Below are 25,997 nucleotides of genomic sequence, written 5' to 3' on the forward strand. Positions count from 1 at the left end.
CCGATCGCTCCCGCCATTATGCCAATGGGATTGCTGTCAAAGCGCATTGGTGCGAACCTTCAATGCGTGACACGATCAGTATTGACCAGATCAGCTTTTCGGTCAAAGTACCATTTGATAAGGGCTTGGTGGTCATAATTGCCGAAATCGACATTGAGTGAAATTGGCCGTTTAGCCCAATGAAAATCGGCTTTTATGCAAAAAGTTGATGATCGCGAAGGCCTCATTCTTTCCTTGCACTGCCAATGACGATGTCATATGGTTGCGTACATGAATCGAATCTCCCGCTCTCTGTTCCGTTTTTTCGCCCGCTGTCTGGTGCTGTCGGCGTTGCCGGGCATAGTCGCCGCGCAAACACTGCCATCGGGTTTCGTCGATGAAGCGGTGGTGAACGTCGGTGCGCCGACGGCACTGGCATTTACGCCGGATGGGCGAATGCTGATCACCACGCAGGGTGGCACCTTGCGGGTGGTCAAGAATGGCGCGCTGCTCGCCACCGCCGCAATCACCTTCAACACGGCGGCCGCTGGCGCCGATCCGCGCATCTGCACCGGCAGCGAGCGCGGGCTGCTGGGCGTGGCCGTCGATCCACAGTTCGCCAGCAACGGCTATGTGTATCTGTTCTACACGGCTCGCAATGGTTCGTCGTGCGCCACTGGCGCCATCTATGGAACGGGAACGCTTTACGACGCAACCGGACGCGCCGTCAATCGGGTGTCGCGCTTTGTGCTCGGCGGCAATGATCTGATCAATCCGGCGACCGAGACCATCATCGTCAACAACATGCCATCGCCCGGCGGCAACCACAACGCGGGCGACCTGCACTTCGGCAAGGACGGCTATCTCTACGTCAGCATCGGCGATGGTGGCACCGACTATGCGGGCGATTCCGGCTCCGGCGGTGGCAACGATGCGGCGCGCGACAAACACGTGCTGACCGGCAAGATTTTGCGTGTCACCAGTACCGGTGGTATTCCGCCAGACAATCCGTTTGTCGGTGCTGGCACCGGCGTCTGCGCGTTGACCGGTGCCACGACTGCCGGCAACCACTGCCGGGAGACCTTTGCCTGGGGCCTGCGCAATCCGTTCCGCATCGCGCCCGATCCGAACGCTGCCGGCACCCGTTTTTATCTGAACGATGTCGGGCAGGGGGTATGGGAGGAGGTCGACGAGTTGCAGGCCGGCGCCGATTTCGGCTGGTACTGCCGCGAGGGCGCCCATGACAACAGCACCAGCGGCAAATGCAACCCGCGCCCGGCCAACATGATCGACCCGGTGTTCGAATACCAGCACGGTGGCACCAGCGTGCCGGGCACGACGGTTAGCGGCTGCAACTCGATTACTGGTGGTGCCTTCGTGCCCAATGGTGTGTGGCCGTCGGCCTACAACGGCACCTACCTGCTGGCTGACTACATCTGCGGCGCGATGTTCCGCATTGCAGCTACCGGCACCCCGGCGGCGCCAATCACCTCGGCGTTTGCCTTCGCCACCAGTCTGGGCGCCAACAGCGCAACCTCGCTGACCTTTGGGCCTTATCTCGCAACTCAGGCGCTGTACTACACGTCCTATGCTGGTGGCGGGCAGATCCGTCGTGTCCGCTACGGGCAGACACGCGACGTGACGCTGCAAACCTCGCCACCCGGACTGCGTCTGACGGTGAACGGCGTTACTCGCGCCACACCGTTCACCATCAACGCTGCGGAAGGTGCTGCCTTCACCATCGCAGCGCGCGACCAAAATGCGGGCTCCAGCGGCTATCGCTTCGCGTCGTGGTCTGACGCAGGAGCACGCAGCCATGCCTACACCGTGCCGGCCAGCGCCAGCACCATTACCGCAACCTTTACGACCGGAGCTTTTGTGCCAAGCCTGGATGTTGACAACGACGACCGCTTTGACGCGGCGACCGACGGGCTGCTGATTCTTCGCTATCTGCTGGGCTATCGCGGCGCTGCGCTGGTGGCCGACGCCGTCGCTGCAGCCGGGGCCGAGCGCGCCTCGGCCGCTGCCATCGAAGGCTATCTTGCGGCCGTACTGCCGGATCTCGACATCGAGGGCGACAATCTGCGCCTGGCGACCACCGATGGCCTGCTGATCATTCGCCACCTGCTGGGTCTGACCGACGATACTGCGTTGATCAGCGGCGCTGCCCGCCCAGGCAGCAGGAACGTGGCGCAGATGAAGAGCTATCTCGCAACTACGCTGCAACCCTGAGCGGCACCCATTGCAAAAAAGCAAACTCGGGCAGGAGTGACGCGCGCTGCGCGGATACGAAGGAGGATATGAAAAGAAAAAGGCGCGAATTTCGCGCCTTTTCCCTTTTTGACCAGGCTGCCAACGCAGCCGGTGGTCAGGCCAGAAATCCCATGTCAAAGCCGTTCGGGTGGGCCGCCCGTACGGTCGGGAACATGGCGTCAATCTCGGCGTTGGTGGTGAGCGGCACGCCAAACCATTTGGCAATGGTCGCCATCACGGCATCACCCGACGTGGTCGCCAGCAATTCGCCGCGGTCGAGCGCGTGGTTGAGGCCATTGCACTTGGCGCCGGGTGCTGTCAGCGAGCTGTTGTAGCGGTCTGGCGGAATGCCGACGCGCGGCACGGCGCCGCAGGTGGTATCCGGGCTGACCCAGACCTTGCTGGTGGTGGTGAGGGAGTCGATATACGCCTGCGATACGTTGTGGTTCATGCCGTAGATCTTGCCGCCCTGCACCGCGCCGCCAAGCACGAAGTGGTGGCTGCCCCAGCCATGATCGGAGCCCGCGCCATTGGAGTCGAGCGTACGCCCAAAGTCGGTCATGGTCAGCAGCGTGACGCGATCCTGCGCGCTGCCGGGCAGATAGCCGGTGCCGGCGGCGTCACGGATGCGCACGTTGCCCATCGCCGACCAGAAGGCATTGATGGCCTTGCTGATGCGGCCATTGAGCCTCGGGTTGTTGTCCCAGAATTCGGTGCCGTGAGTGTCGAAACCACCGATGGACACAAAGAATATCTGCCGCTTGACCGGGGTGGCAGCCGTGGCGCCCAGCTGGTTGCTGGCGCGGATCATGGCGGCAACCATGCGCAACTGTTTGGCCAGATCGTTGCCGCTGTCGACGCTGAGTACGGTCTGGAATGGAGCGACGATTTCCTCAGTTGGTGGGCTGTTGAGGAAAGCCGAGCTGACGTCAATTTCCGTCTGGATCGACTGGTTCATCGTTTGCCGCCACTGGTCGTGGTAGACCGACACGTTCTCGGCGGTGGCATTGATGCGGCCGCGGAACGCGTTGTAGAGAGGCGAATTCCAGCTGTAGCCGTTGCTCACCCGAATCGGGCCACCCGTCACGCAGTAGGGCGATGTCGGGTTGTTGTTCATGAACGTGGAGCCCGTGTTGCAGACGGTCGGCGTCGCCGGTGGCGTCGTGGTCGCAGTCTGCAGGCGCCCGATGGAGCCTGTACCGACCTGATAGGCGATAGCGGTAGTCGGCGAGCCGACGTCGGTCAGCATGAAAGTGTTCACGCCATCGATCGAAATCTGCGTGGATACCTTGGCGCCAACGTTCAACGCAGCGATCGCCGGGTTGGCTGCAATCCTGCCACCGATGCCGACGGCCGGATTGGCCACGTTCGCGGTGCCGCTCATCCAGCCTTTCTGCTGGTCGTCGTGCGAGTACAGGTTGACTGGCAGGGGCGGTCGTGTAGCCGACGAACCGTACCATTGCGCGCGCGTCAACGGTGCCACCAGCGGGCCAACGTTGGCGATCACGGCGAGCTTGCCGCTGTTGTACAGCGAGCGCAACTCGGCGTAGCTCGGATGTAGCGCAAACTGGCGACCGTAGGTGTGGGTGGTGAACACCGAGTTGGTGCCGGGATCGGTACCTGTCGACGAGATCGACGTCGCCGCCAGCTGTGCGTTGGTGTAGGACAGGTCACCGGTGGACGTCGTCTGATTTTGCGGATCGCTGCCGTTGGCACGACCCTGACGATAGCGGTCGTACTCGGTGGTTCCGGTGCCATTGCTGTCGCGATAAGGGATCAGTACATTGGAAGCGTCCTGGCCGCCATAGAGGAAGACGCAAACGATGGCCTTGTAGTCAGCGCCGACTTCGGTGGTGCCGACGCCGCCAGCAGCATGCGCGACTTTGGTCAGCGCTTCCAGCGTGGGCAGTCCGCTTGCGAGTGCGAGCGAGGTGGCCTGCTTGAGGAAGCTGCGGCGTTCCTGAAAGTTCTTGGGTGTCATGGTGGTGCCGCCTATCGTTGAATCTGGAATTCGGGGGTGTGTACGGCAAGCCACAGCGCGCTCTTGACGCGATCACGCTTGCGGTCCTGCCAGGTCGTGATGTTGCCCGCCGTGGGCGAGCCGGGCAGGGTGTAGACCGGATAGGCCGTATCCAGCGCACTGGCCAGCGCCGTCTTGTTGGCGGGACTCAGCGTGCCGCCAAGCAATACCAGATTGATGTAGTCGAACAGGCTGCTGCTGCTGGCCTGTATTGCGTAGAGATCGGACAGGTTCGAGAAGATGCAGTCCGGCGTATTGGTCGAATCGCAGGTACCCGAGAAATCACCCTGACCGTTCTGCTTGTACAGATTGTTGCCGTTGCTTGAAGTGATCACGCTGCCAAAGAAGTTTTGCGTGCTGGCGACCGCCGTCGTGGTCGTGATTTCGAACTCCGGCGCGATCGCAGCATTGCTGGACACCGGGCCGGGCGGTGCAAACTCCGGATGGAAGTAGTTGAACACCGTCGGTGATTGCAGCGGCCCCTGGCTGATGCCGTATTCGACGTCGTTGATGTAGTGCAGCTGGTAACGGCCCGACGCTGCCGTGCCATTGAAGGCGCGCAGGATCGCGGAGAGTCGCAGAATCGGCTCTTTCAGCTTTCCGAATTTTGCGTATTCGGTGGCGGTCAGCGTTGTAGCCGGTGACACCGCTTCGTCGTCAAGCAGGATGGCGCGCAACACGGCTTTCATGTCGCCGCGAATGCCGCTGCCGTTGTCGTTGAAGACGGTGGCGACACGCTGGACATACGCCGGTGTGGGCGTCGAGGTCACCAGGAACTTGATCAGATGGCGGCTGATGAAGGGGCCGACATTGGGGTGACAGAACACGTTGTCGATCGCCGAGGTCAGCGTGGCGTTGGCCTGCGTCACGTTCACGCGGGTCCCCGTCGTTACGCCGGAGCCAGTGGTGGTGATTGCGGGAAGCAGGCCGTCCGACCCGCCGGACGCAACCGGCTTGGCGACATTCAATGCAGCGGTGCAGGCGGCGACGGGCGAAGCATAGTTGTATTTGAGCAACTGCTTCGACAGCGCGCTGTGCTTGCCGGGAAAGGCAATCATCGACCGTGCCCAACCGGTCAGCACGGGTGGAAAGGACTCACCACCAGCATTGTTGGGCGGATTGTTGTCCGGGCTCCAGTACCAGGAGGGATGGGTTGTGGAGTAACCGTCGAGGCAGCTATTGCGCGGAATTCCGTACCCGGGATCGCCGGCCTTGCAATACGGGTCATCGTAGGAAAACCCGGTGAACACTTTGGCGAATCCCTTCACCGTGTTCTCGTCGTAGCTCGGCGTCGCGGTGGCGGTGCCGTCCGGATTGAGCATGAACAGCCCGACGGCAAACAGTTGCAGAATTTCCCGCGCGAAGTTCTCGTTCGGATTGGCGCTGCCGCCATCGTTGCGCAGGTGGCTCAGGTAGCGCCCCATCGCTGGCGAGAGCGCCACCTTGTTGAGGATGTCGCGGAAATTGCCGAACCCATTGTCGGCCAGCAGATCAAGATAAGCGGCCAGCTCGAACGGGTCGTTCGATCCGCCGTTCTCGGAGACCACGAGGACTTCCGACAGCGCGAACGCCAGACGTTGTCGCAGCTGGTCTGGGCTCTTCAGTGCCTGGCCCCAGAACGCCTCGCGGCTCATCTCGCTGTAAAACGTCTGGCCGGCGGCATCGTACTCAACTTTGCGCGCGAGCAGGTAGTCAAAATGCTTCTGGCCGCGCGCCATGTTGAGCTGATCGTTGAGCCAGGTCGAGCGTTGCTTTTTGTGATTGCTGCCGGACACGGCGGCATCCGGCGTCAGCGCGACGAACGACTGGATGTCGTTGAGGCTGGGACCGAACGTGGACTGGATGAGGAAGCGCGCAGCATCGACCTGATCGGTCGTGGGCGCTGCGAAGGTGGTGTTGCAGCCACCGGCAACAAAGGCCTGCATGACGGCAGCGTTGGTTCGAGTGCCGTAGTTGACGTTGCTGGTGCCAGCGCCTTGCTTGCTGTTGGTGATGCCAAGCAGCGCACGGTTGATGACAAGGGCGTCCTGTACATCGAGGAAGCCATCGCCATTGATGTCGAGTTGTGCCAGGTTGCTCGCGATATTGCTTTCGACCGTGGCTGCGGTGGTACCGGTGCCGGCCACCAGCGCCGCACCACGCATGCCTTGCGCGTACCGGGTAATCAGCACGCCATCGCGCAACAGATCAAAGCTGGCCGGGTCGGTCAGGGTACCGACGCCGGAGACGTTGAATGGACAGGCAGCGTGCGCGCCTGCAGATACAAGCAGAAGCGCGCCAAGCACGCGTGCAGCGAAGAGTGGTTTCAAGGTTCGACCCCTTTGTCAGCGGACGCCGGCATGTTATGACATCGGCATTACCGTCACAAGTATCTTGACGCATTGACGCGCAAATTCAGTCGCTTTTCAGCGGCTGTTGCTAGCCATTGGACGGATTTACTTTTACGTCTGTAATTTCGTCAGCAGTGACGCGGACCCGGCGCCGACGCGAATGCAACGTCAGTTGCTCCCCGATGGATACCGGCGAGTGGTCGGTGACCAGCGCGCCGTTTCCGTCGTAGACCAGCACATAGCCGCGGTCAAGTACGTTCTCGGGATTGAGATGCGCGAGCGCCGTAGCAGCGCGGTCGAGGCGATGCTGCACACTGAGCAAACGGGATCGCATGGCGGGCGCCAGCGCATGCTCGCATCCCGACAGGCGACGGGCAATGGCCGGGGGCGGAAGCTGCCGGGCAACGAGGGTGCGCGCCAGCGCTTCCAATCGCGCGTGCTGCATCGGCAGCTGCCTGGTCAGGCAGCGCTGCAGTCGCGCCTCGGCGCGCAGCAGGGCTTCGCGCCAGGGCGCAAGCTGGCCGAGACTGCTGCGCAATTGCGCGGCGAGATGATCAAGCCGTTCGGCGAGCCGGTTGCAGCGGTTGTCCAGCGCGTCGATCAGGCGCTGTGCCCGCTCGCCCAATGCCGTGCGCAGCCTATGCTGCTCTGGGGTGACCATTGTTGCGGCTGCGGTTGGCGTTGGCGCTCGCACGTCGGCGGCAAAATCACAGAGCGTGAAATCAGTTTCGTGGCCGACCGCGCTGACAATGGGCACACTGGAAGCGGCAACGGCACGCACCAGCGCTTCATCGTTGAACGCCCACAAGTCCTCGATACTGCCACCACCACGGCCGATGATCAGCACGTCGCACTCAGCACGCGCGTTGGCGGCGTTGAGCGCCACGAGCAATTCGCGGGGCGCGCTCGCACCCTGTACGCTCGCCGGATACACGACTACCTGCGCGCGTGGCCAGCGGTCGCGCAGTACACGCAGCATGTCGGCAAGGGCAGCGGCCCTGGTCGACGTGATGAGCCCGATGCATCGCGGGAATGCGGGCAGCTCGCGTTTCAGTTCATCGGCGAACAAGCCCTCGGCGTCGAGTTTTGCCTTGAGCCGCAGGAACGCTTCGTAGAGACGACCCACGCCCGCCAGGCGCGCCTGTTCGACGGTGAATTGCAAACTGCCGCGCGGCTCGTAGACCGAGGGACGCACGCGCAACTCCACCTGTGCGCCATCCTTCAATTCAAATCCAGCCAGCGCAGCGCGGTTGCGATAAAGCACGCAGGCGATTTGTGCCGCGTCGTCCTTCAGGTCGAAATAACAATGGCCCGACGCGGCGCGTTTGAAACCGGAGATCTCACCTGACACCCAGCACAAGGGCAGCGCACGTTCCAGCGCAAGCTTCGCGCGCTGCAACAATCCGCTGACCGAAATAGGTTCGGCGTTGTTGATGGTTTCTGCGGGTTCTGTCCAGGACATGTCGACGAAAGCGGTACCGGGATTATTCTGAGGAGCACGCCAACGTCATCGCCTGCAAACGCTGATTGTGTGGTGCAAGTGCTTGATCGAGTTTACGTTTTTGCAGGACAGACTGCGAGCAAAAAGCAAAATCGAGAACCGATGCGGGCTGCGGCCAGATCGGCAGAGTTATCCGGTCAGTTATCCACAATCGATGTGGGCAACTTTCCCGATTCCGGGGACCGCATTGGGGCTGGCGTCGCGCAGCGGTGACTTTTCCAGAACGCTGATGGACGCGCGTTCGGCGGTACAAAAGCGCATCGTTACAATGTTGCGACCGCACAATACGACATTGTCCAATCTCGAATGAGTTCCGTGACCAAGGGCGCACCGATCAAGGGCGCTGTATCCGCCAGCAGCGCCACGCCAGTCGGCAAAGAAGAATCCAGGGTCGTTTCCAACTTCATTCGACAGATCATTGATGCCGACAATGCGAGCGGAAAACATGGCGGCAAGGTCATCACGCGTTTCCCGCCGGAGCCGAACGGCTACCTGCACATCGGCCACGCCAAATCGATCTGCCTGAACTTCGGCCTCGCCAAGGATTACGCTGGCGTCTGTCACTTGCGCTTCGACGACACCAATCCAGTCAAGGAAGACATTGAGTACGAAGAGTCGATCAAGGAGATGGTCCAGTGGCTGGGCTTCTCGTTCAAGGATCATCTCTTCTACGCCAGCGACTACTTCGACACGCTCTATGCGTTCGCGCAACACTTCATCGAGCGTGGTCTCGCCTATGTCGACAGCCAGTCGGCCGAGGAGATGCGCGTCAATCGCGGCACGTTGACCGAGCCGGGCGTCGATTCGCCGTTCCGCAATCGCAGCGCCGAAGAGAGCCTGCGCCTGTTCGACGAGATGAAGCGCGGACTGCACGCCGACGGCACGCACATCCTGCGCCTCAAGATCGACATGGCCTCGCCGAACATCAACCTGCGCGACCCGGCCATCTATCGCATCCGCCACACCGGGCATCACCGCACCGGCAACAAGTGGTGCGTCTATCCGATGTACGACTATACGCATTGCATCAGCGATGCGCTGGAGCGCATCACGCATTCGCTGTGCACGCTGGAGTTCGAGGCGCACCGTCCACTTTACGACTGGGTGCTTGAGCGCCTCGTCGAGTCCGGCAAGCTGCCAGCACCAAACCCCCAGCAGATCGAGTTCGCGCGACTGAACCTGAGCTACACCGTCATGAGCAAGCGCAAGCTGCTTGAGCTGGTCGAGAAGGGCTATGTCGATGGCTGGGACGACCCGCGCTTCTGGACGCTCGCGGGGCTACGTCGTCGTGGCTTTACGCCCGCCTCAATCCGCCTGTTTGCTGAACGGGCAGGTGTGTCGAAGGCGCACCAGTGGATCGATATGGGCGATCTGGAGCGTGCGCTGCGTGATGACCTGGATGCGGTGGCCGCGCGCGGCATGGCGGTGCTCGATCCGATCCGCGTGGTCATCGAGAACTATCCCGAAGGGCAATTTGAGGAGTGCTCGGCGCCGGTACATCCGCATGACGAATCTCGCGGCAAGCGCAGCTTCAAGTTCTGTCGCGAAGTGTTTATCGAGCGCGACGACTTCATGGAGAACCCGGTCAAGGGCTTCTTCCGGCTGGTGCCAGGCGGCGAGGTGCGCCTGCGCCACGCCTTCATCATCAAATGTGAGCGCATCGAGAAGGACGCAGAGGGCAACGTCACTACGATCTACGCCAGCTACGATCCGGCGACCAAGAGCGGCACGGGCGGCCGAAACGTCAAGGGCGCGATCCACTGGGTCGGCAAGGCCGACGGCATTCAAGCCGAGGTGCGCCTGTATGACCGCCTGTTCAATGTCGAGAATCCCGACGCTGGCGAGGGCGACTACAAGGACTATCTGAACCCGCATTCGCTAAAGCTCGTGCGTGCCTGGCTGGAGCCGTCGCTGGCGAGCGCCAGACCCGACCAGAGCTATCAATTTGAGCGCAACGGTTATTTCACGCCGGACCGCAAGCTGTCACAACCCGGCGCGCTGGTGTTCAACCGCGCCGTGACCTTGAAGGACGGCTGGAAACCTGTCTAGGGCCAGGGCCCACGGCAAGCAGGACTACCGTGTTTGCGCCGCCCGCCCTCTGCCGTCTTGTAGCAGTTGCCATGGTGCCGATTCTTGCCGCCTGTGACGCGGTAGGGATCCATCGGCATAGCGAATGTCCCGACATTCAGGGCGTGTATTCGCTTCGCGCGCAGGACGTTCCAGGCGGGCAGTTCAGTCTGCGTGGAACATTTCTCGGTCGCGAGATATTGCCGATGGCGCACAACCCCTGGTTAGCGGTGAAGATCGAGGGGAAGCCTGGCTCCGTATTGACGGTCACGTATCTGCGTGCAGCGCAAAACGATTCCGTCAAACTCGGTGCGAAATCGACACCAGCCTACGTAAAGTACGCAATGGAGGTCACGGCGGACCAGGTGGGATCGCTTGACAACCACACGGCTACACTCGCCAGAGGCGCGCATTATGAATGCCGCGACGGTTGGCTGGCGGCGCCCAACGAACACCTGGGCTTACGCGTACGTCGCAACGCCGAAGGTGACCTTGAGGGTTACTTGACAGAGCGAACGCCAAGGGTGACCTCGCTTTGGGCCGAGACTGGCGCTGGCATTCCGTACTGGATCGACAGCAAACGCCGCAACGCCACCTGGCCGTCGGCGAGCCTTGCGCGTGTGACCGGCCGTGAGATAGATCGACAGCCCGATATCGTGCCGCCGCGACCGCCGGGTGGCGTCGCGCGACAGGAATGGGATCTGACGTATGGCGGTGGCATCGCCGGCGCATCCGGTGGGATTACACGCGGGGATAGTCCTCGAGAACAAACTTTTGACCCACAGCGGGCAATTCGTTCGCTCGTCGACCGCGATGCGACGGTCGAACGAATAAGGGTCGAAGCTGATCGCTACGTGCTTACGCTCCGCGTCGAAAGTCGCGGGCAGGTGACTAGAACGCTTGAGAACTTGCGTGGCGATACGCACCTGCAGGACGTGCAGGATCATGGTGCCGTATCTGACGGCAAGGCCACGGCTGTTGCGATGATCAGCATGCGCGTCGTATCACCGAGATAGCCTCCTAGGCTCACTGCCGCGCGCTACGGGAAGCACGCAACACCGCTCACAAGACGCGGCATTGCAACGAGGTTGCGTGCCAAATTTGCGCAAAGTCGACTTGATCGAAAATTCCGTTCCAAGCCCTTTTTAACCGTCGTTTCAGCAAAAAGCTGTACAGCCAAAGTGGCTACATTCAAACGGCCAAATGGCGAGTTACACTGCACGCTGTAATCACCAATCTGACGAGCGAGACTGCGCTTCATGTGGGACATCATCAAGGCGGCGGGCTGGCCAATTTGGCCGCTCATCTTTGTATCCATCGTTGCGCTGGCGCTGATCATTGAGCGGGCCTGGACGCTACGGCGGGCGCAGATCATCCCGGCCGGCCTGGTCGACAAAGTCATCGCCGAGTACCGCAAGAAGGGCCTGACGCAGGAACTGGTTGATCTGACGGCGGGTCAGGGGCCGATGGGTCAGATCCTTGCCGCCGGGCTCGCCAACATCAAGTCACCGCGTCCAGTGGTGAAAGAGGCGGTCGAGGAGACCGGCGTCGTGGTCGCCCACGGGCTCGAAAAGTACCTCAATGCCATCGGCACCATCGCTGCGGCGGCGCCACTGATGGGGCTGCTCGGCACCATCATCGGCATGATTGAAATTTTCGGCAGCACCGGCAGCGCCGGCGTTGATCCGACACGTCTGGCCAATGGCATTTCGGTGGCGCTCTACAACACGGCGATGGGCATCATCGTTGCGGTTCCCGCATTGATGTTCTACCGCTACTTCCGGGGCAAGGTCGATTCGCTGCTGATCGAGATGGAGCAGCAGGCGACACGCATGGTTGACATCCTGCATGGAGACCGCGCCAAGTGAACTTTCGCCGCGGCCGCTTTCGCGAAGAACCCGAGATCAACTTCATCCCGCTGATCGACGTCCTGCTGGTCGTGCTTATCTTCCTGATGGCATCGACAACCTACAGCAAGTTCACCGAACTGAAGATTTCGCTGCCGGAAGCAGATGCTGAAAAACAGGTGCAGCGGCCGAAGGAGATCAACGTCGGCGTTGATGCGACCGGTCGTTTCGCGCTCAATAAACAGGTGTTCACCTTTACCACGGTTGCTGCGCTGGCGCAGGCGCTGCGCGACGCTGCCGCTGGTGCTACTGACCCGGTGATCATCATCAATGCCGATGCTGCCGCCAAGCATCAGGATGTCGTCCACGTGATGGAGGCAGCGCGCCTGGCGCAATACGCCAACATCACTTTCGCAACGCAGTCGCCGGGCAAGTAGCCTGGCCGCGGTGTAGCCGCAACCCAGCACATTTGCCATCATGCTCCCCGCGCTTCTTGAAAAGACATGGTGGGCACGACAGCCGACCACGCTGGCGCGGCTGCTGAAGCCCTTGTCGTGGCTGTATGGTCTGGTTGTCCGTATCAGGGCAGATCTCTATCGGCGCGGTGTATTCAAGCGCAGCCATCCCGGCGTGGCCGTCGTTGTTGTTGGTAATGTCGTTGTTGGCGGCGCAGGCAAGACGCCGGTGGTGCAGGCCATTGTTCGCTGCCTGCAGAAAGCGGGCTATCGCCCCGGCATCATCAGTCGCGGCTATCCGGTCAGCCCCAAGGCGCCGCGCGCCGTGAGCGCACGGTCGACGGCGGCTGATGTTGGTGACGAGCCGATGCTGCACTTTGCGCTCGGTGTGCCGGTCGTCGTCTGCGCCGATCGGGTGCTGGCTGCAATCCATCTGCTTGCGGACAATCCCGATGTCAATGTGCTGGTCGCTGACGATGCCCTGCAGCACTACGCTCTGATGCGGGATGTCGAGGTTGAGGTCATCAGTGCCGAACGCCGCTACGGCAATAACCTGCTGCTACCGGCTGGGCCTCTGCGCGAGCCGCGCGAGCGCGTGCGCAACTGCGAGTTGCGCATCATGCCATCATGGACGACGCCGAGCTCCGGCTACAAAGACGGCAACCATCATGTTGCGCGGCGCAAGTTGAGCGACGCTTACGCGCTGGTCGAGCCCGGCCGCCATACCCCGTTGTCGACCTTTGCTGAATCCCGCGCAGCGGTGGTCGCCGGCATCGCCAACCCGCGCAACTTTTACGATGCCTTGCGCCGGGCGGGCGTTAGCGGTCAACTGTTTCCGTTCCGCGATCATCACGCCTTCCAGCCAGGTGATTTCAGGAACATCGGCGAGCGTCCGATACTGATGACAGAGAAAGACGCGCCGAAGTGCTTGCCTTTTGCTGATCGTCGAATGTGGGCCGTACCGCTGAGTGTGCATCTGGCGCCCGAAACCAAGCGTAAACTGCTGCGGCTGGTACGCGATGCCTGCGAACTGTATGCCACGCACGAGCCTTCGCGGGCGGCGCCGGCCGCCAGCGCCGAGCGTGAGGCGTTGCTGGACGATGATCCAGCGTCCCCGTCACCAGTATCACCTGCAACCGAATAGATTTCCGCGACCCCCCCATATGGCCATCGACCCCAAACTGCTTGAGATCCTCGTGTGTCCCGTCACCAAGGGGGCACTGATTTATGACAAAGGCAGGCAGGAGCTCATCTCAAAGTCGGCACGTCTTGCCTACCCGATTCGCGGAGACATTCCCGTGATGCTCGAAGAGGAAGCGCGCAAGCTCTTGGCAGAAGAGATCGAGGCGTTGGCGTCCTGATCAGGGACAGTCCAGTTCGCCACCCAGCACAGAGCACAGTACGAGATATGTCGTTTGTTGCCGTCATTCCAGCCCGATACGCATCCACCCGTTTTCCTGGCAAACCGTTGATTGATCTTTTCGGCAAGCCGATGATCGTGCGGGTGGCCGAGCGTGCGGCGCTGTCCGCTGCAAAGCAGGTCGTTGTTGCCACAGATGATCTTCGCATCGCTGAGGCGTGCCATGCTGCCGGCGTAGGCGTCGCGATGACGCGCAGCGACCATGCGACCGGTACCGACCGCCTAAGCGAAGTCGTCACCGCGCTGGGCCTTGACGATGATGTCATCGTCGTCAATGTGCAGGGGGATGAGCCGGAGATTCCGGCATCTGCCATTAATGCTGTCGCCGCGATGCTGGATGCCGATCGCGGCGCGGCCATGGCCACGCTCTGCCACCCGATTCATGACATCAGCGACGTGGTCAATCCGAACGTCGTCAAATGCATTGTTGCCGAGACCGGCAACGCCCTTTATTTCAGTCGGGCGCCGGTGCCGTTCTCGCGCGATGCGTGGGCAGGCGGGGTGACTGTCATGCCGGCCGGGCTGCCGGTCTATCGCCACATTGGGCTTTATGCCTATCGGGCGTCTTTCTTGCGCTCGTTTCCAGCCCTGACTGTGCCCGCCATTGAGCGGCACGAGGCGCTGGAGCAGTTGCGAGCCCTGGCGCACGGGTATCGCATACGGGTCGCCGTCGTTGACGATCCGCTGCCACCCGGCATCGACACGCCGGAGGACTACGCGAGGCTGCTGGCGCGTGGCAACCAGCACTAGCGGGTATTACTCCGGCAGCGGCGTCACTTTTTTGATGTAGTAGCGCGTTTCGCCGAAGCAACTGGTCGGCAGTCCGACCTTCTCCTCGTAGTGCAGCGTGACGCGGCGGCCGACATTGCGGTTGATGGACGCAGCGACGCCGTCATCCCACACAGTGAAGAAGAATTTCTCCGGCAGCGCGCCGGGTAGCACCACCATGTTCAGCTCTCCCTCCCACGTCTTGCAGACCCAGCCCTTACGCGAGAATTTCTGCACGACGCCTGCGCGTTCGCCCTCCGAGTAGCTCCACTTCCAGACGATCATGCCGTAGACGCCTGCCAGCACGACAACGATGAGCAGCACCGCCAGCAGCGGCAGGATGAAGCCGCGTCCACGCTGGCCGCGCCACGACGCCGGTTTTCGGACAAATCGCAAAGGCTTTTTCATCATGTGGGAGTGGCAAAGAAAGCGCTTTTGAGACATAATATAGGCCGTTGAAAATACAACGCTTTATTGAATCGCCTCAATTGCATTCGTGTCATGGTTTTTACACGAAGCGCGTCTTTTGAGCATTTGATGGCGCGTAACTCAGGGTGACGATGTCTATGCTCGATCCGAATCAGATCGCCAAATTTCGTCAACAAACCGCGACACCGCGCAAACGCTCGGTGGCCGGTAGTTGGACACGGCTCTGCGGAACCTGCAAGCAGCCTGCCATCATCCGTGGCGGCAAGACGCGCAAAGTCGGTGGTCGCACCGTCTTTACCTGCGCCGGGTGCTTGACCAAACTCCTCGAAAAACCGGACGACGGCGCAACCGTCAAGACCGGCACCGGCGGCGAATAGCACCACCGGACTTGCTGCCGCTCGCACAGCGAACGGCGGAAACAAATCACGCTCGCCTCGTGCTGATCGTCCGAATCAGCACGGTCTGGCTGTGCCTGACGCGTTGGACGGTCGCCAATTTCACGCTAGCTGGTCGCCACGCTGCGCACCATATTGATGCGCGGCGATGGTGGCGGTGAGAGGTGCGGCACCGCATCGCCGCACGCCCCTGCCAACTTAGTCTGCGTAGGCCTTGGCTGCCTGGATAATCGGTGCCCACTTGCCGATTTCAGCGCTCAGCAGCGCCTTGGCGCCAGCGGAAGTCTGGCGATCAGGCGGCATGATTTCGGCGCCCAGGTCCTTCATCTTGGCGAGGAAAGCTGGGTCCTTGATGGCCGTTTGCAGCGCGCCCTGCAGTTTGCCCACGACGTCGGCCGGGGTGTTTTTCGGCGCGTAGAGGATGTGCCATACGCCAACCTCAAAGCCGGGCAACTCGGTCGCCAGCGGAGGCAGCTCGGGGAAGTTGGCGAGCTTGCCCTTGCTGGTGACTGCAAACGCCTTTACCTTGCCCGCCTTGATCTGGCCGGTGGTGTTGGTGGTCTGGTCGCACATGACGTCAACGTTGCCGCCAAGCAGCGCGGTCATCGCCGGGCCGGTGCCCGAGAACGGAACCGTGGTCAGATCGGTCTTCAGCGCACTCTGGAACAGCAGGCCGCAAAGGTGCGACGCCGAGCCGATGCCAGCGTTGGCCAGATTGATCTTTTCCTTGTTGGCGCGGATGTAGGCCACCAGGTCTTTGACGTTCGTCTGTGTGGTCTGCGGCTTGGCAATCAAAGTCATCGGCACATCGACCACGGCGCCAATCGGGATAAAGTCATCCAGCGGCTTGAAGTCGAGCTTGCGATACAGCGCCGGCGCGGTTGACATGCCGATGTGATGGAACAGCAGGGTGTAGCCGTCGCCCTGGGCGCGAGCGACCTTGCCGGCGCCGATGGTGCCACCGGCACCACCAACGTTCTCCACGACCAGCGTGCCCTTCAACGGGCCGCTCATGGCCTGCGACAGGGTGCGGGCGACGACATCGGTGGGGCCGCCAGCGGCGAACGGGACGACCACCGTGATCGGCTTTTCAGGGTAGGCCGCCACTGCGACCGAACTCGCCACGGCGAGGCTCACCAGCGTGGCAAGCGTCGAGAGTCTCTTCAGCATTTGTGATTTCTCCATTGGATTGATTGTTATGGGCCGGGAATACAACGCCACGGTTCACGCGCTGGCTGACTCCACGGTCATTGTTGCGAGCCGGTCTTGATCTGCCAAGCGGGTTTCCACTGGCAGCAAAAGCCTCTCCCGCCGGCCTCTGTAGCATGCGGTGCGGCGCGCACTGTATAGGCGGAAGCTGTCGCAACGCTAGCGACTGCTGCAACTTCGTTGTTGCAGATCAACAGCGGCCACATGCTGCGCTGCCACGGCGGGATACCAGCGTTCTGCATGACGTTCTTGATCGACACATGACCGGAGCGCTCGGACAGCGCGATGCGGTCGCCGGGCTGCCGCCGCCGCACCAGCCAGTGTTCGCCTGGCTGCGGTGGTCGCAGCACCAAGGTTTCATCGGCAGCGCCGGCAACGAACTCCACGCTGCCGCAATGGCCACCCAACGAGAGGCTGGGTTCCCCGGTCCACGGCATCGCCGGCCAGGCCTCTTGCGGCCACGCGAGCTGCAGACGATCACGATAGACGATCACATCGGGCATCAGATTGCCAGCGCGTAGACGGATAGCCTGCGTCGGGTTGTTTGTCCCGAGCTGGCGCAGCCATTCATGCAGGGTGTTCTCGGCAACGGCTGCAATGGCATGCCTTGCCAGCCAGTAGCGCAGCACATTCGCCTGCCGCGCTGGCGACAGGCGCTGCAACCGCGAAACGACCAGTTCCTGCTCATGGTCTTCACCCGAGTCGCCATCGGTGCTGCTGATTGTGGCCAGGTCAATCGCCGCCAGATCATCCAGCAGCTCGGCCGCCTCGGCCTGCAGACCGCTGGCACGGGCAAGCGTGCGTTCGGCGGACGGGAAGGCTTCAACCAGCACCGGCCAGACGGCATGACGCAAGCGGTTGCGGGCAAAGCGCTGGTCGCCATTACTGTCGTCGTCAATCCAGGTGAGCCCGCATCGCGTCGCGTAGGCCGCAATCGCAGAGTGGGGAAGCGCCAGCAGCGGGCGTGAATACAGGTCACCGTCTTTCGCTGGCATCGCTGCCAGCCCGGCCGGACCAGCTCCCCGCAACAACTGCAACAGCACGGTCTCAGCCTGGTCGCGGGCGTGATGGGCGAGGGCGATGATCGTGGCACCGGATGCTGGTTTCGATTGGTCGCCTGTCGCTCCCGCCTGCAGTGCCGCATAGCGTGCGTCACGCGCCGCCGCCTCAATGCCGCGTGGATCGTTGCGATCGACATGCACGCGACTGACCGCGAGCGGCACCTTCAGCGCACAGCAGACCGCTTCGCAATGCGCCACCCAGGCATCCGCGTTGAGACTGAGGCCGTGATGCACATGATGCGCCTGCAACGCCCAGCTGGTGTCATCGCGGCGAGCTTCGTGCAGCGCGTGCAAGAGGACGATGGAATCACGGCCCCCCGAGAGTGCCACTCGCACCCGTGTCAGCCCGCCGGCGCGGGAACGCCAGCGATGCAGCGCGGCGGCTACGGCGGAACGAACGGCGTTTGCGGGATCAGGAGCCGGCTTTGAAGGCGCCATAGTCGGCCAGCCGCGCACGGCGCAGCGCCAGGCGCTTGTCTGGCGTCAATGCCTTGAGCTTTTCGAGTTCACTGGCGAGCACCTTTTTCAGGTTGCCCATCATCGCCACCGGGTCGCGATGGGCGCCGCCAGCAGGCTCCGGGACGATGTGATCGATCAGACGCAGGGCCTTTAGCCGGTCCGCCGTGATGCCCATGCACTCGGCGGCATCAGGCGCGCGCTCGGCGCTCTTCCAGAGGATTGAGGCGCAGCCTTCCGGCGAGATCACCGAATAGGTGGCGTATTGCAGCATCGCGGTGACGTCACCAACGGCAACGGCCAGCGCGCCACCGGAGCCACCTTCGCCAATGATGGTGACGATGATTGGCGACTTGATCTGTGCCATCTCGAACAGGTTGCGGCCGATCGCTTCGGACTGGCCGCGCTCCTCGGCGCCGACGCCAGGGTAGGCGCCCGGCGTGTCGACAAAGGTGAAGATCGGAAGCGCGAATTTGTCGGCGAGCTTCATCAGGCGCAACGCCTTGCGGTAGCCCTCGGGGCGGGGCATGCCCCAGTTGCGCAACACTTTCTCCTTAGTGTCGCGACCTTTTTGGTGGCCGATCACCATGCAACTCTGGCCGTCAAACTTGGCCAGTCCGCCGACGATGGCCGCGTCGTCGGCATAGGCGCGGTCGCCATGCAGCTCGACGAAATCGGTGAACAGGCCGTTGGCGTAGTCCAGCGTGTAGGGCCGCTGTGGATGTCGCGCTACCTGCGCGATCTGCCACGGCGTGAGCTTGGCGTAGATCGACTTGTTGAGGTCAGCGAGCTTTTTGGTGAGCTTTTTGACTTCGTCGGAGACGTCGAGCTGGTCAACGCCGTGGTGCAACTCGGTCAGTTCATCGATTTTTGTTTGCAGCTCGGCCAGCGGCTGCTCGAAATCGAGGTAGGTTTGTTTTGCCATGGCCGCGATTGTAGTGGGCAAAGCGCAGCCTAAGACATTTCCGGTTTTGTCTGATTTTTCGCTGACAAGCTCCTACGGCGCACTGTCCTTTTGCCTGGGTGCCAGCAGCCCGTTGGCGCGCGATTCGGGTACCGGCGCGAAGCGCGCCACCAGCATCATCAGCCCGGAGAAGATCATCAACAGCGGAATGATCAGTCGCGAACGCCATCCAAGATCAAAGTAGCCGTACCAGCCGATGCCGATGGCAATCAGGATCGGGCCGGCGACCAGCGACTTCTTGGTGATGCCATCGAGCACCAGAATCGCGATGCCGGCAACCACCAGTGCAATGGCGACCAGCGTGTTCCAGTCCGGAATCCAGCCGTAGTTCCAGCCGAGCAGGGCGAGCCCGCCGGCGATCAGTACGACGGGCAAGGTGGCGTCGCGCATGCGTTGTGATCCTGTTTTCGTGAGCAGGCAAATCTGCGCGGCGGATTGTCGCTACTTTGCGATGTCCCCGCAATCGGGGCAGGGCGGTAGCGGATTGCGCTACTGGCCGTTGCGCCTGACGGTACGCAGCCAACGCAGCGGCGGCTACAGCGCCTTGTAGAAGTAGGTGGTGTCGCAAAAGCCACCCTGCGGCCATAGCGCATAGTTCGGGATCACGCCGCACTTTTGCCAGCCGAGGCGCGCATAGAGGCGCTCGGCGTCGCCGCCGGTGACGGTATCGAGCACCAGCAACGATTTGTCGCTGTCGCGACCGAGCTGCTCTGCCGCTCGCATCAGTGCCTCGCCCAGCCCGCGCCGGCGTCCGCGGCGGTGCACCAGCATCTTCGCCAGATCGGCGCGATGCGGCTGGTTCTCCGGCAAATCAAAAACCAGTTGTACCGTGCCGACAATGCCGGCCTCGTCCTCCGCCACCAGAAGGGCGCGCTCGTCGCGCGCGACGCCGTCGGCAACCCGTTGCCAGAACGCCAGCGCCCGCTCGCGGCTGAGCGGCAGCATGAAGCTGACCGAGGCGCCGCCTTCGACGCAATCGACGAGCACGTCCGCCAGTCCGGCCAAGTCGGCGGGGCTCGGTGCCATCGGACGGCGGATGGTGATGGTTGTTGGCGCGGCGGTGGCAGGCATGTCATCTCCGGGGAGGTGCAGGTAGCGTCGCGATCACGACGGCGTAGCGCGTCGTATCGGCGGTGGGATTGTGGAAGGCGACCGGCCGGTCGAGTGCGAAGGCCAGGCAGTCGCCGCTGTCTAGCTGATGCGTCTCGTCGCCGACCGTGATCTGCATGGCGCCATCCAGCACCCACACCTGCTGATGCACAGCGACGTCGCGGGCCGCCGTTTCATAGGCGACGCGCGCGCCGGCGGGGAAGGCAACATCGACGATCTGGATTGGCGACTGCATCAGTCCGCTTGAGGTGCTTGCCATTTCTGGCGAGACGTTGCGTCGCAGGTAACCGGAATTGGGGTCGCGCCAGCGTGCCTGATCGGCGCGGCGGGCAAGCGTGGCGGTGTGATCCGCTTGACCGTTGACGGTGGGTGCATCGAACAGCGCTGCCAGCACTACATTGAGCCCGGTGGCGATTTTTTCGAGAACGACTGCTGTCGGGCTCGCCTCGTTGCGCTCGATCAGCGAAATCATCGAGCGGCTGACGCCGCTGCGCGTGGCGAGCGCCTCCAGCGACATGCGTTGTGCCGTGCGCAGGCCGTGTATGCGCTGGGCAATGCGGGCCGACAAGCCGCTGCTCTCGTCCTCTCTGGCGGGCCCGGCTGGTTCGTTGGCTCGGCGGATAGTGTCGTCTTGCATGATGGAATAAATATCCATCATGATGGAATTCAAGTCAAGTGCGACAGGAGTGATTCACTGACTTTTGCTGAAGATGACGTTTCAATGCGGCGCGCAGACAAGAAATGTATCAAGTCGACTATTTGCCTAATCGCGTCTGAGCCCACATTGAACGATGGTTTCAAAGAAAAGCTATAGGCGGACCCGAGGGCTCAGCGCTGAAACAGGAATGAAATCAATCGCGGCAGCGCGGCAGATTCGTCTGGATGGCACCACTCGTCGAGCCGCCGCAGGTGCAAGCCGGCGCGGCCCGCAGCGGCGGTGAAATCGGACAGGTGATGGGTGAAGGCGTCCACCTTTACCGTGTCCCCGGAGGCGCCGGCAAAGCGCGCCTGGCTGCCAGCGTACTGCCTGTATGGGTGCAGCTCACACACCCACAGATGACCGCCGGGCGCCAGCACGCGGGCGGCTTCCTCAAAATAAGGTGACAGATCCTTGAGGTGCTCCAGTACCAGGCTGCACGACACCAGATCAATGCTGCTGTTGTCGGCCGGCCAGCGTTGCAGCAAGTCGCACTGCGCAAAGCGGACCTGCGGTGGCAGACCGCGTTGGGCCGCCTTGGCCAGCATGCCAGACGAGAAATCGACGGCGAGCACGGACTGGCTGATGCTGGCGAGAAAGGCCGTGTTCTTGCCGGTACCGCAGCCCGTCTCCAGCGTTGCGCGCGGGCGCAGCTCGCCGAGCACACGCGGCAGCACCTGTGCATCGAGATCGCGGGTCGGATTGCGGTCGTGGTCGTACTGCGCCGACCACGCGTCGTAAGCGGCGGCGATGGCGGGTGGCTTGGCAGGAGGCGTCGTCATCCGCACAGGATAGCCAAACCGGTGCCCGGTCGCCCAGCGCGGAGGCGCTTTGCTGGCGCTTGGAAGCGGTCAGGGCATGCGCGCGGCGATGGCGGCTTCGATGTCGGCTGCCAGCGTGCGTGTGGCGCCGCTACCCAATGCGCCATTGACCAGCGCATCACCGCGCAGGCCAGTGAGATAGCGCAGTAACAGCAGGCCATCGGTCAGCGCATCGACGCGACCATTGCCGTCGATGTCCAGCAGCGGCAGCAGGTCGGTCACGTAGCTGGCGATCTGGGCCGGATCGGTGCGCCCGGCGTTCGTCCCGGTCGCGTTGACGGTCAGCGCCAGGCCGCCGAAACCGAACAGACGACGCAGCATCAGCACGCCGTCAAACGCCGCTTCGTAGCTGTGGTTCAGGTCCACATCGATCGGGAAAGGCGCCAGTGCCGATGGCGCAAAGGTCGCCGACACGGTGGTATCGCTGTTGACCGTGATCTGGCAGGGGCCAGTGCCCGCGCAGTGGCCCAGCCAGCCGGTGAAGATCGCATCGGCGTCGGGCGCGGCGGTGAGCGTCACCGCACTGCCATTGGCATACAGGTGCGAGCAGGTTGATCCGCAGTTGATCTCGCTGTTAGCGCTGCTGACGTTTCCGCCGGCGCTGCCAGGCCGGGTGACGGTCAGCGTTGATTGCTGGTCGATTGCGACGACTGTGTGCGCCACCGGCGTTGCCTGACTCGCGAAAAATACACCGTCTCCGCTGTAGCGGGCATTGAGTGTGATGGTGCCGGCGCTGGCCGGTGTGACTGCGCAGGATGTCGCCGGAAGCACAATGCTGCAGGTTGCACTGCCGTCGCTCACGATGATGCTGCCGCTCGGTGTACCCGTCGCGGGCGTGGTCGCCGTGACCGTTGCCTGCACAGTGATTGGCTGGCCGACCACGCTCGGGTTCGGCGTGTGCGCGTTGATGCTGGTCGATGTCGAGTTCTGTGGCAGACAGGCTGATCCGGTGCCCGCATAAAGCAGCGCCACTTCCGCCGTCGATAGCGCCCGGTTGAACACCGCCGCTTCGTCGATCTCGCCCTTCCAGCGGGTAGCGCCGGGGCCATCTGGCGGCCTCAATCCGAGCGTCAGACCATCGGCCGACAGCGTGGTGTTGAGGGCGCCGACGACGGCCTCGGCGTCGATCTGGCCATTGAGATAGAGCCGCAGCTGGTTGCCGTCGTAAGTCACCGCGACGTGATACCAGGTGTCGGGCTGTAGTGTGGTGGCACCGACGACATCGTTGCTGTTGCCGTAAAAATAAAGCCGATGCGGCGCGTTACCCGAGGTGATCAGACCGAACATCTGCGAGCCGGCGGCGGTGCCGTACTGCATCATCGCCCATTCCGTGGTGCTGTAGAAGTTGGCGGGCGTCTTGACCCACAGCGCCATCGAGCGCGGCGCACTGCCTGTCGGCAGAGCATTCGGCTGCGCAACCCGCACGTACCCGCTGCTGCCATCAAGATTGAATGCCTGACCCGATTTTCCAGGCGTGTAGGTGACACCGCCGACCGTCACGGCTGCGTTGTTACCCATTGTGTCGCGGCCACCGCCGTCACCCGTCCACCAGCTAATGGTGCCGGCGAGCAGATTGGGGCAGGCCGAAGCGAGGCGCACGTAGCGGTTGCGCACCTCGGACGCCGCGAGCGCGGTGTCGAAAATGCTGACCTGGTCAATGGCGCCGTTTACATAACTTTCGCCGATGCTGTAGTGCCAGTAGCCCATTTGCAGGTCGCGCGACTGATAGGCGGTGGACGCGCCAGGCACCACCTGCTGCGCACGTTGCTCGCCGTCGACGAACAGCGTGTAGGTGTCGCCGTTGCGTGTGGCGACCAGGTGATGCCACGCCGTCGAGGCGTACTTGCCACCGGAGGTCATCACCAACTGCCAGGCGCCGCTGCCACCGATGTCGAACAGGAACTCGCCCGCCGCCGAGTGACCCGGGCCGCCGTAACCGAGGAACAGACCATCCTGATTGCCGGCGCTGCGCACCAGCATCGGGCAATGCCAGTTGTCGCTGCAGGTGTCGGGCCGGATCCAGCCTTCAATCGTCCAGTTGTTGCCCATGTCGAACGCCGGCACCGTCACCTTGCCGGTGCTGCCGTTCAAGCGAAACGCCTGTCCGGCCACACCCGCCGTGTAAGTCACGCCGCCGCTGCTTGTACCGTGATGGGCGCCGGAGCTGTCGAGCGCATTGCCTTCGGCTTCATACATCGCCAGCGGAACGAGTCCGGCATCCGCCGTCACGTGGTACGGATAGTTGAGGCCGGTCGCGGCACCGACGATGACGCGCTTCGGCGCGACGTCGCCGCTGTCGTTGCGGTTGAACACGCTGATCCGGTTGCCGTTCGCGTCCGCGATAAGCAGCTCGTCACCAATCGTCCACACCGCGACCGGAAAGGCAAACCCGGTCTGCGCGCCGCTGATCGAGCGCTTCGGCGCGACGTTGCCGTTATCGCCGAGGTTGAACACGCGCACTGCGCCACTGGTCATGGCGAACAGTTCGCCGTTGGACACATGCACGCCAACCAGACCGGCGAGCAGCGTGTTGCTGCCGGTGATGGTGCGCGACGGCGTTGCCGGGTTGCTGGCGGTTTTTGGGTAGATGTAAATGGTGTTGCCCGCAGTGACGTTGTAGTCCTGCGGCAGGATCAACTCGTCGCCGTAGACCGCCAGCCCGCGGGCCGGCAAATCCAGCACCCGCTTCGGGACGACTGCATTGCCGTTGTCGCTGCTGTTGTAGACCTGCACGCTGCCACCGTTGGCATTGGCCACGTAAAGCTCTCCGTTGTCGACCCAGCAGTGCGCAGGATTGCTCAGGTTGCCGCTGATGCTGCGCTTCGGCGGTGCATCGCCGGCGGCGTTGATGTCGTGCACGGTGATGGTGTTTGCATGATGATTGGCAACGAACAGTTCATCACCGGATACGAAGGCGCAGGCGGGGGTAGCGATGCCAGTATTGGCGCCGCCATAGGTTTTCAGCGGCGCAACGTCTCCGCTGGCTAGATTGGTGTGAACGGTGACGCTGCTGGCGAGGTGGCTGGCGGTGTAGACGAGCGGCGTCACCACGGTGGCGATGCTGTCGACCACTGCCCCCTTGCGCACCAGCACCCAGTCAAAGTTCCAGACACTGGCGAGGGTGGAGATGTGCAAATGAGTAAGCGCGCTGAACGCCTGTCCCGGTGCGGATACCACTGTCTGGCGGTCGCGTTCGGACGTGAGCGTGTCGCCAGACCAGCGCAAACCACCAACGTACCATTGGTTCGCCACGCCGCTGTCGACGATCGACCACTCGCCGCTGCCGGCCGCACCGCCGGTGACCATGCGGATCAGACCCGACCGGCTGTTGCCGTGGCGAAACAGATAGCCGATGTAGCCGTTGTCGGGCAGGTCGGAGTAGGACGCGTTGAGGCTGTTGTCGGTGAAGGCGACGAGGATCCCGTCAGAACCCGGTGTTGGCCGTTGCGCGCGGGTTTCGATCACATAGCCGGCGGTGCCGCTGGACGCGAACGGCCTGGTCAGCACGCTGCCGTTGGAGAGATCGGGCGAGGTTAGCTGCGCCACACTTCGCCCGTCCACAGTCGCCTGCACGGCAGTGCCGGTGGCTTGCGTACGCAGCGTCCATGCGGCCAGCGAGGTGAAATCGTCGAACAGTTCGAAAGTAGCGGCGCCATCGCTCACCGCGGTGGCAGCAGCGTTGCCGAAGCAGAGGTGCAGGGACGCGGTATTGGCGGCAGCCACCTTGACCCACAAGGTTGATGTGTCGGCGCTATCCCAGGTTTCGATCCAGTACGGCAATTCCGTCGCGCCGGCATAGACGCGCAGATCGCTGCCATCGGGCTTCGCCTTGCTGTAGTCGAAGGTGGCGCGGTTGAGCGTCAGCTTGACCTGATAGTCCGCCATGGGGGTGGCTGGCTCGACGCGCAGCGTCGCCTTGTGTGCCCAGCCCGCCGGTTGCGCGGCGACAGGAGGCGCAGCCAGCAGCATGCAGAGGCCGGCAGCGCATAGCGCCGCCACACGGCGCAGCAAGCCACGAACACGAACAGGTGAGTGATCAAGCCAGGAAGAAGTCATTGCTGCGGCGCCGCGAGAGTGGTTGACGTCTCTGCGGTACTAGCCACAAGAAACGCACATCAGACCATTCTGGGGGTGATCATTGCCTTCGTCATTGACGTCTGTCAATCGCCGCGCCGTCGCGAGGGGGAAGAGCGCCGCGTCGGGTGGCCAACTGGC

Annotated in this window: 22 protein-coding genes; 10 read left to right on the plus strand and 12 right to left on the minus strand. The window is 62.6% G+C overall.

Annotation, left to right across the window (positions count from 1 at the left end; all coding sequences use genetic code 11):
* The first annotated feature begins 270 nt into the window (after positions 1 to 270).
* Positions 271 to 2,211, plus strand: a complete 1,941-nt coding sequence (locus tag FKL89_RS08355) for a PQQ-dependent sugar dehydrogenase (RefSeq protein WP_162527453.1) — start codon at positions 271 to 273, stop codon at positions 2,209 to 2,211.
* A gap of 136 nt (positions 2,212 to 2,347) precedes the next feature.
* On the opposite strand, the gene FKL89_RS08360 is transcribed toward FKL89_RS08355, so the two are convergent.
* The 3 genes from FKL89_RS08360 to xseA form a co-directional block, all read right to left on the minus strand.
* On the minus strand, positions 2,348 to 4,213 hold the full coding sequence (locus FKL89_RS08360; RefSeq protein WP_156862323.1) for a DUF1501 domain-containing protein: 1,866 nt from the start codon (positions 4,211 to 4,213) through the stop codon (positions 2,348 to 2,350).
* Positions 4,214 to 4,224: 11 nt separating this feature from the next.
* On the minus strand, positions 4,225 to 6,561 hold the full coding sequence (locus tag FKL89_RS08365) for a DUF1800 domain-containing protein (protein WP_156862324.1): 2,337 nt from the start codon (positions 6,559 to 6,561) through the stop codon (positions 4,225 to 4,227).
* Positions 6,562 to 6,670: 109 nt separating this feature from the next.
* Positions 6,671 to 8,044 carry an exodeoxyribonuclease VII large subunit gene (gene xseA / locus FKL89_RS08370; RefSeq protein WP_156862325.1) on the minus strand — a complete coding sequence of 458 codons (1,374 nt, stop codon included), beginning with the start codon at positions 8,042 to 8,044 and terminating at the stop codon, positions 6,671 to 6,673.
* A gap of 82 nt (positions 8,045 to 8,126) precedes the next feature.
* Between xseA and FKL89_RS08375 the strand changes: the two genes are divergently transcribed.
* The 8 genes from FKL89_RS08375 (at position 8,127) to kdsB (ending at position 14,622) form a co-directional block, all read left to right on the plus strand.
* Positions 8,127 to 8,393, plus strand: coding sequence for a hypothetical protein (locus FKL89_RS08375; protein WP_156862326.1), 267 nt, complete (start codon positions 8,127 to 8,129; stop codon positions 8,391 to 8,393).
* Complete coding sequence (locus tag FKL89_RS08380) at positions 8,390 to 10,132, plus strand: glutamine--tRNA ligase/YqeY domain fusion protein (RefSeq protein ID WP_156862327.1); 1,743 nt, start codon at positions 8,390 to 8,392, stop codon at positions 10,130 to 10,132. The genes FKL89_RS08375 and FKL89_RS08380 overlap by 4 nt, the downstream gene beginning before the upstream one ends.
* 29 nt (positions 10,133 to 10,161) lie before the next feature.
* Positions 10,162 to 11,166: a hypothetical protein gene (locus FKL89_RS08385; protein WP_238363552.1), complete on the plus strand. Its 1,005-nt coding sequence runs from the start codon at positions 10,162 to 10,164 to the stop codon at positions 11,164 to 11,166.
* Positions 11,167 to 11,409: 243 nt separating this feature from the next.
* Positions 11,410 to 12,018: a MotA/TolQ/ExbB proton channel family protein gene (locus tag FKL89_RS08390; protein ID WP_156862329.1), complete on the plus strand. Its 609-nt coding sequence runs from the start codon at positions 11,410 to 11,412 to the stop codon at positions 12,016 to 12,018.
* Positions 12,015 to 12,434 carry an ExbD/TolR family protein gene (locus FKL89_RS08395; RefSeq protein ID WP_156862330.1) on the plus strand — a complete coding sequence of 140 codons (420 nt, stop codon included), beginning with the start codon at positions 12,015 to 12,017 and terminating at the stop codon, positions 12,432 to 12,434. Before FKL89_RS08390 ends, FKL89_RS08395 begins: the two co-directional genes overlap by 4 nt.
* A gap of 40 nt (positions 12,435 to 12,474) precedes the next feature.
* Positions 12,475 to 13,596, plus strand: a complete 1,122-nt coding sequence (gene lpxK, locus FKL89_RS08400) for a tetraacyldisaccharide 4'-kinase (RefSeq protein ID WP_156862331.1) — start codon at positions 12,475 to 12,477, stop codon at positions 13,594 to 13,596.
* 25 nt (positions 13,597 to 13,621) lie between these two features.
* Positions 13,622 to 13,813: a Trm112 family protein gene (locus tag FKL89_RS08405; protein ID WP_156864618.1), complete on the plus strand. Its 192-nt coding sequence runs from the start codon at positions 13,622 to 13,624 to the stop codon at positions 13,811 to 13,813.
* Between the two features lie 47 nt (positions 13,814 to 13,860).
* Positions 13,861 to 14,622, plus strand: a complete 762-nt coding sequence (kdsB, locus tag FKL89_RS08410) for a 3-deoxy-manno-octulosonate cytidylyltransferase (RefSeq protein ID WP_156862332.1) — start codon at positions 13,861 to 13,863, stop codon at positions 14,620 to 14,622.
* Between the two features lie 6 nt (positions 14,623 to 14,628).
* Here kdsB and FKL89_RS08415 read toward each other — a convergent pair whose 3' ends face one another.
* The gene (locus FKL89_RS08415; protein WP_337786231.1) at positions 14,629 to 15,051 is read right to left on the minus strand and encodes a hypothetical protein; all 423 of its coding nucleotides are present in this window, start codon (positions 15,049 to 15,051) and stop codon (positions 14,629 to 14,631) included.
* 155 nt (positions 15,052 to 15,206) lie between these two features.
* On the opposite strand from FKL89_RS08415, the gene FKL89_RS08420 reads away from it, so the two are divergent.
* Positions 15,207 to 15,446, plus strand: a complete 240-nt coding sequence (locus tag FKL89_RS08420) for a hypothetical protein (RefSeq protein ID WP_156862333.1) — start codon at positions 15,207 to 15,209, stop codon at positions 15,444 to 15,446.
* A 216-nt stretch (positions 15,447 to 15,662) separates the two neighbouring features.
* Here FKL89_RS08420 and FKL89_RS08425 read toward each other — a convergent pair whose 3' ends face one another.
* The 8 genes from FKL89_RS08425 to FKL89_RS08460 form a co-directional block, all read right to left on the minus strand.
* Positions 15,663 to 16,634 (minus strand): tripartite tricarboxylate transporter substrate-binding protein, encoded by a 972-nt coding sequence (locus FKL89_RS08425; RefSeq protein ID WP_156862334.1) that lies wholly within the window; start codon positions 16,632 to 16,634, stop codon positions 15,663 to 15,665.
* Positions 16,635 to 16,711: 77 nt separating this feature from the next.
* Entirely contained in the window at positions 16,712 to 18,172 is a 1,461-nt protein-coding gene (gene tilS, locus FKL89_RS08430; RefSeq protein WP_156862335.1) for a tRNA lysidine(34) synthetase TilS, read from the minus strand.
* Positions 18,147 to 19,115, minus strand: coding sequence for an acetyl-CoA carboxylase carboxyltransferase subunit alpha (locus FKL89_RS08435; RefSeq protein WP_156862336.1), 969 nt, complete (start codon positions 19,113 to 19,115; stop codon positions 18,147 to 18,149). Before FKL89_RS08435 ends, tilS begins: the two co-directional genes overlap by 26 nt.
* A gap of 72 nt (positions 19,116 to 19,187) precedes the next feature.
* Positions 19,188 to 19,544, minus strand: a complete 357-nt coding sequence (locus FKL89_RS08440) for a hypothetical protein (RefSeq protein ID WP_156862337.1) — start codon at positions 19,542 to 19,544, stop codon at positions 19,188 to 19,190.
* 144 nt (positions 19,545 to 19,688) lie between these two features.
* Positions 19,689 to 20,225, minus strand: coding sequence for a GNAT family N-acetyltransferase (locus FKL89_RS08445; RefSeq protein WP_156862338.1), 537 nt, complete (start codon positions 20,223 to 20,225; stop codon positions 19,689 to 19,691).
* Position 20,226: 1 nt separating this feature from the next.
* Positions 20,227 to 20,901 carry a helix-turn-helix domain-containing protein gene (locus FKL89_RS08450; RefSeq protein ID WP_238363553.1) on the minus strand — a complete coding sequence of 225 codons (675 nt, stop codon included), beginning with the start codon at positions 20,899 to 20,901 and terminating at the stop codon, positions 20,227 to 20,229.
* A 191-nt stretch (positions 20,902 to 21,092) separates the two neighbouring features.
* Positions 21,093 to 21,743, minus strand: coding sequence for a class I SAM-dependent methyltransferase (locus tag FKL89_RS08455; protein ID WP_156862339.1), 651 nt, complete (start codon positions 21,741 to 21,743; stop codon positions 21,093 to 21,095).
* Positions 21,744 to 21,812: 69 nt separating this feature from the next.
* A complete protein-coding gene (locus FKL89_RS08460) occupies positions 21,813 to 25,838 on the minus strand; it encodes a DUF2341 domain-containing protein (RefSeq protein WP_156862340.1) in 4,026 nt (1,341 codons plus the stop codon).
* Positions 25,839 to 25,997: the final 159 nt, after the last annotated feature.

The organism is Casimicrobium huifangae (assembly GCF_009746125.1).
Taxonomy (GTDB): domain Bacteria; phylum Pseudomonadota; class Gammaproteobacteria; order Burkholderiales; family Casimicrobiaceae; genus Casimicrobium; species Casimicrobium huifangae.

Coding starts and splice junctions, on each gene's coding strand:
- kdsB (WP_156862332.1), top strand. CDS start 13,861: ATGTCGTTTGTTGCCGTCATTCCAGCCCGATACGCATCCACCCGTTTT.
- xseA (WP_156862325.1), bottom strand. CDS start 8,044: ATGTCCTGGACAGAACCCGCAGAAACCATCAACAACGCCGAACCTATT.
- FKL89_RS08420 (WP_156862333.1), top strand. CDS start 15,207: ATGCTCGATCCGAATCAGATCGCCAAATTTCGTCAACAAACCGCGACA.
- tilS (WP_156862335.1), bottom strand. CDS start 18,172: ATGGCGCCTTCAAAGCCGGCTCCTGATCCCGCAAACGCCGTTCGTTCC.
- FKL89_RS08415 (WP_337786231.1), bottom strand. CDS start 15,051: ATGATGAAAAAGCCTTTGCGATTTGTCCGAAAACCGGCGTCGTGGCGC.
- FKL89_RS08380 (WP_156862327.1), top strand. CDS start 8,390: ATGAGTTCCGTGACCAAGGGCGCACCGATCAAGGGCGCTGTATCCGCC.
- FKL89_RS08360 (WP_156862323.1), bottom strand. CDS start 4,213: ATGACACCCAAGAACTTTCAGGAACGCCGCAGCTTCCTCAAGCAGGCC.
- FKL89_RS08425 (WP_156862334.1), bottom strand. CDS start 16,634: ATGCTGAAGAGACTCTCGACGCTTGCCACGCTGGTGAGCCTCGCCGTG.
- FKL89_RS08390 (WP_156862329.1), top strand. CDS start 11,410: ATGTGGGACATCATCAAGGCGGCGGGCTGGCCAATTTGGCCGCTCATC.
- FKL89_RS08435 (WP_156862336.1), bottom strand. CDS start 19,115: ATGGCAAAACAAACCTACCTCGATTTCGAGCAGCCGCTGGCCGAGCTG.
- FKL89_RS08445 (WP_156862338.1), bottom strand. CDS start 20,225: ATGCCTGCCACCGCCGCGCCAACAACCATCACCATCCGCCGTCCGATG.
- lpxK (WP_156862331.1), top strand. CDS start 12,475: ATGCTCCCCGCGCTTCTTGAAAAGACATGGTGGGCACGACAGCCGACC.
- FKL89_RS08460 (WP_156862340.1), bottom strand. CDS start 25,838: ATGACTTCTTCCTGGCTTGATCACTCACCTGTTCGTGTTCGTGGCTTG.
- FKL89_RS08450 (WP_238363553.1), bottom strand. CDS start 20,901: ATGCAAGACGACACTATCCGCCGAGCCAACGAACCAGCCGGGCCCGCC.
- FKL89_RS08455 (WP_156862339.1), bottom strand. CDS start 21,743: ATGACGACGCCTCCTGCCAAGCCACCCGCCATCGCCGCCGCTTACGAC.
- FKL89_RS08440 (WP_156862337.1), bottom strand. CDS start 19,544: ATGCGCGACGCCACCTTGCCCGTCGTACTGATCGCCGGCGGGCTCGCC.
- FKL89_RS08355 (WP_162527453.1), top strand. CDS start 271: ATGAATCGAATCTCCCGCTCTCTGTTCCGTTTTTTCGCCCGCTGTCTG.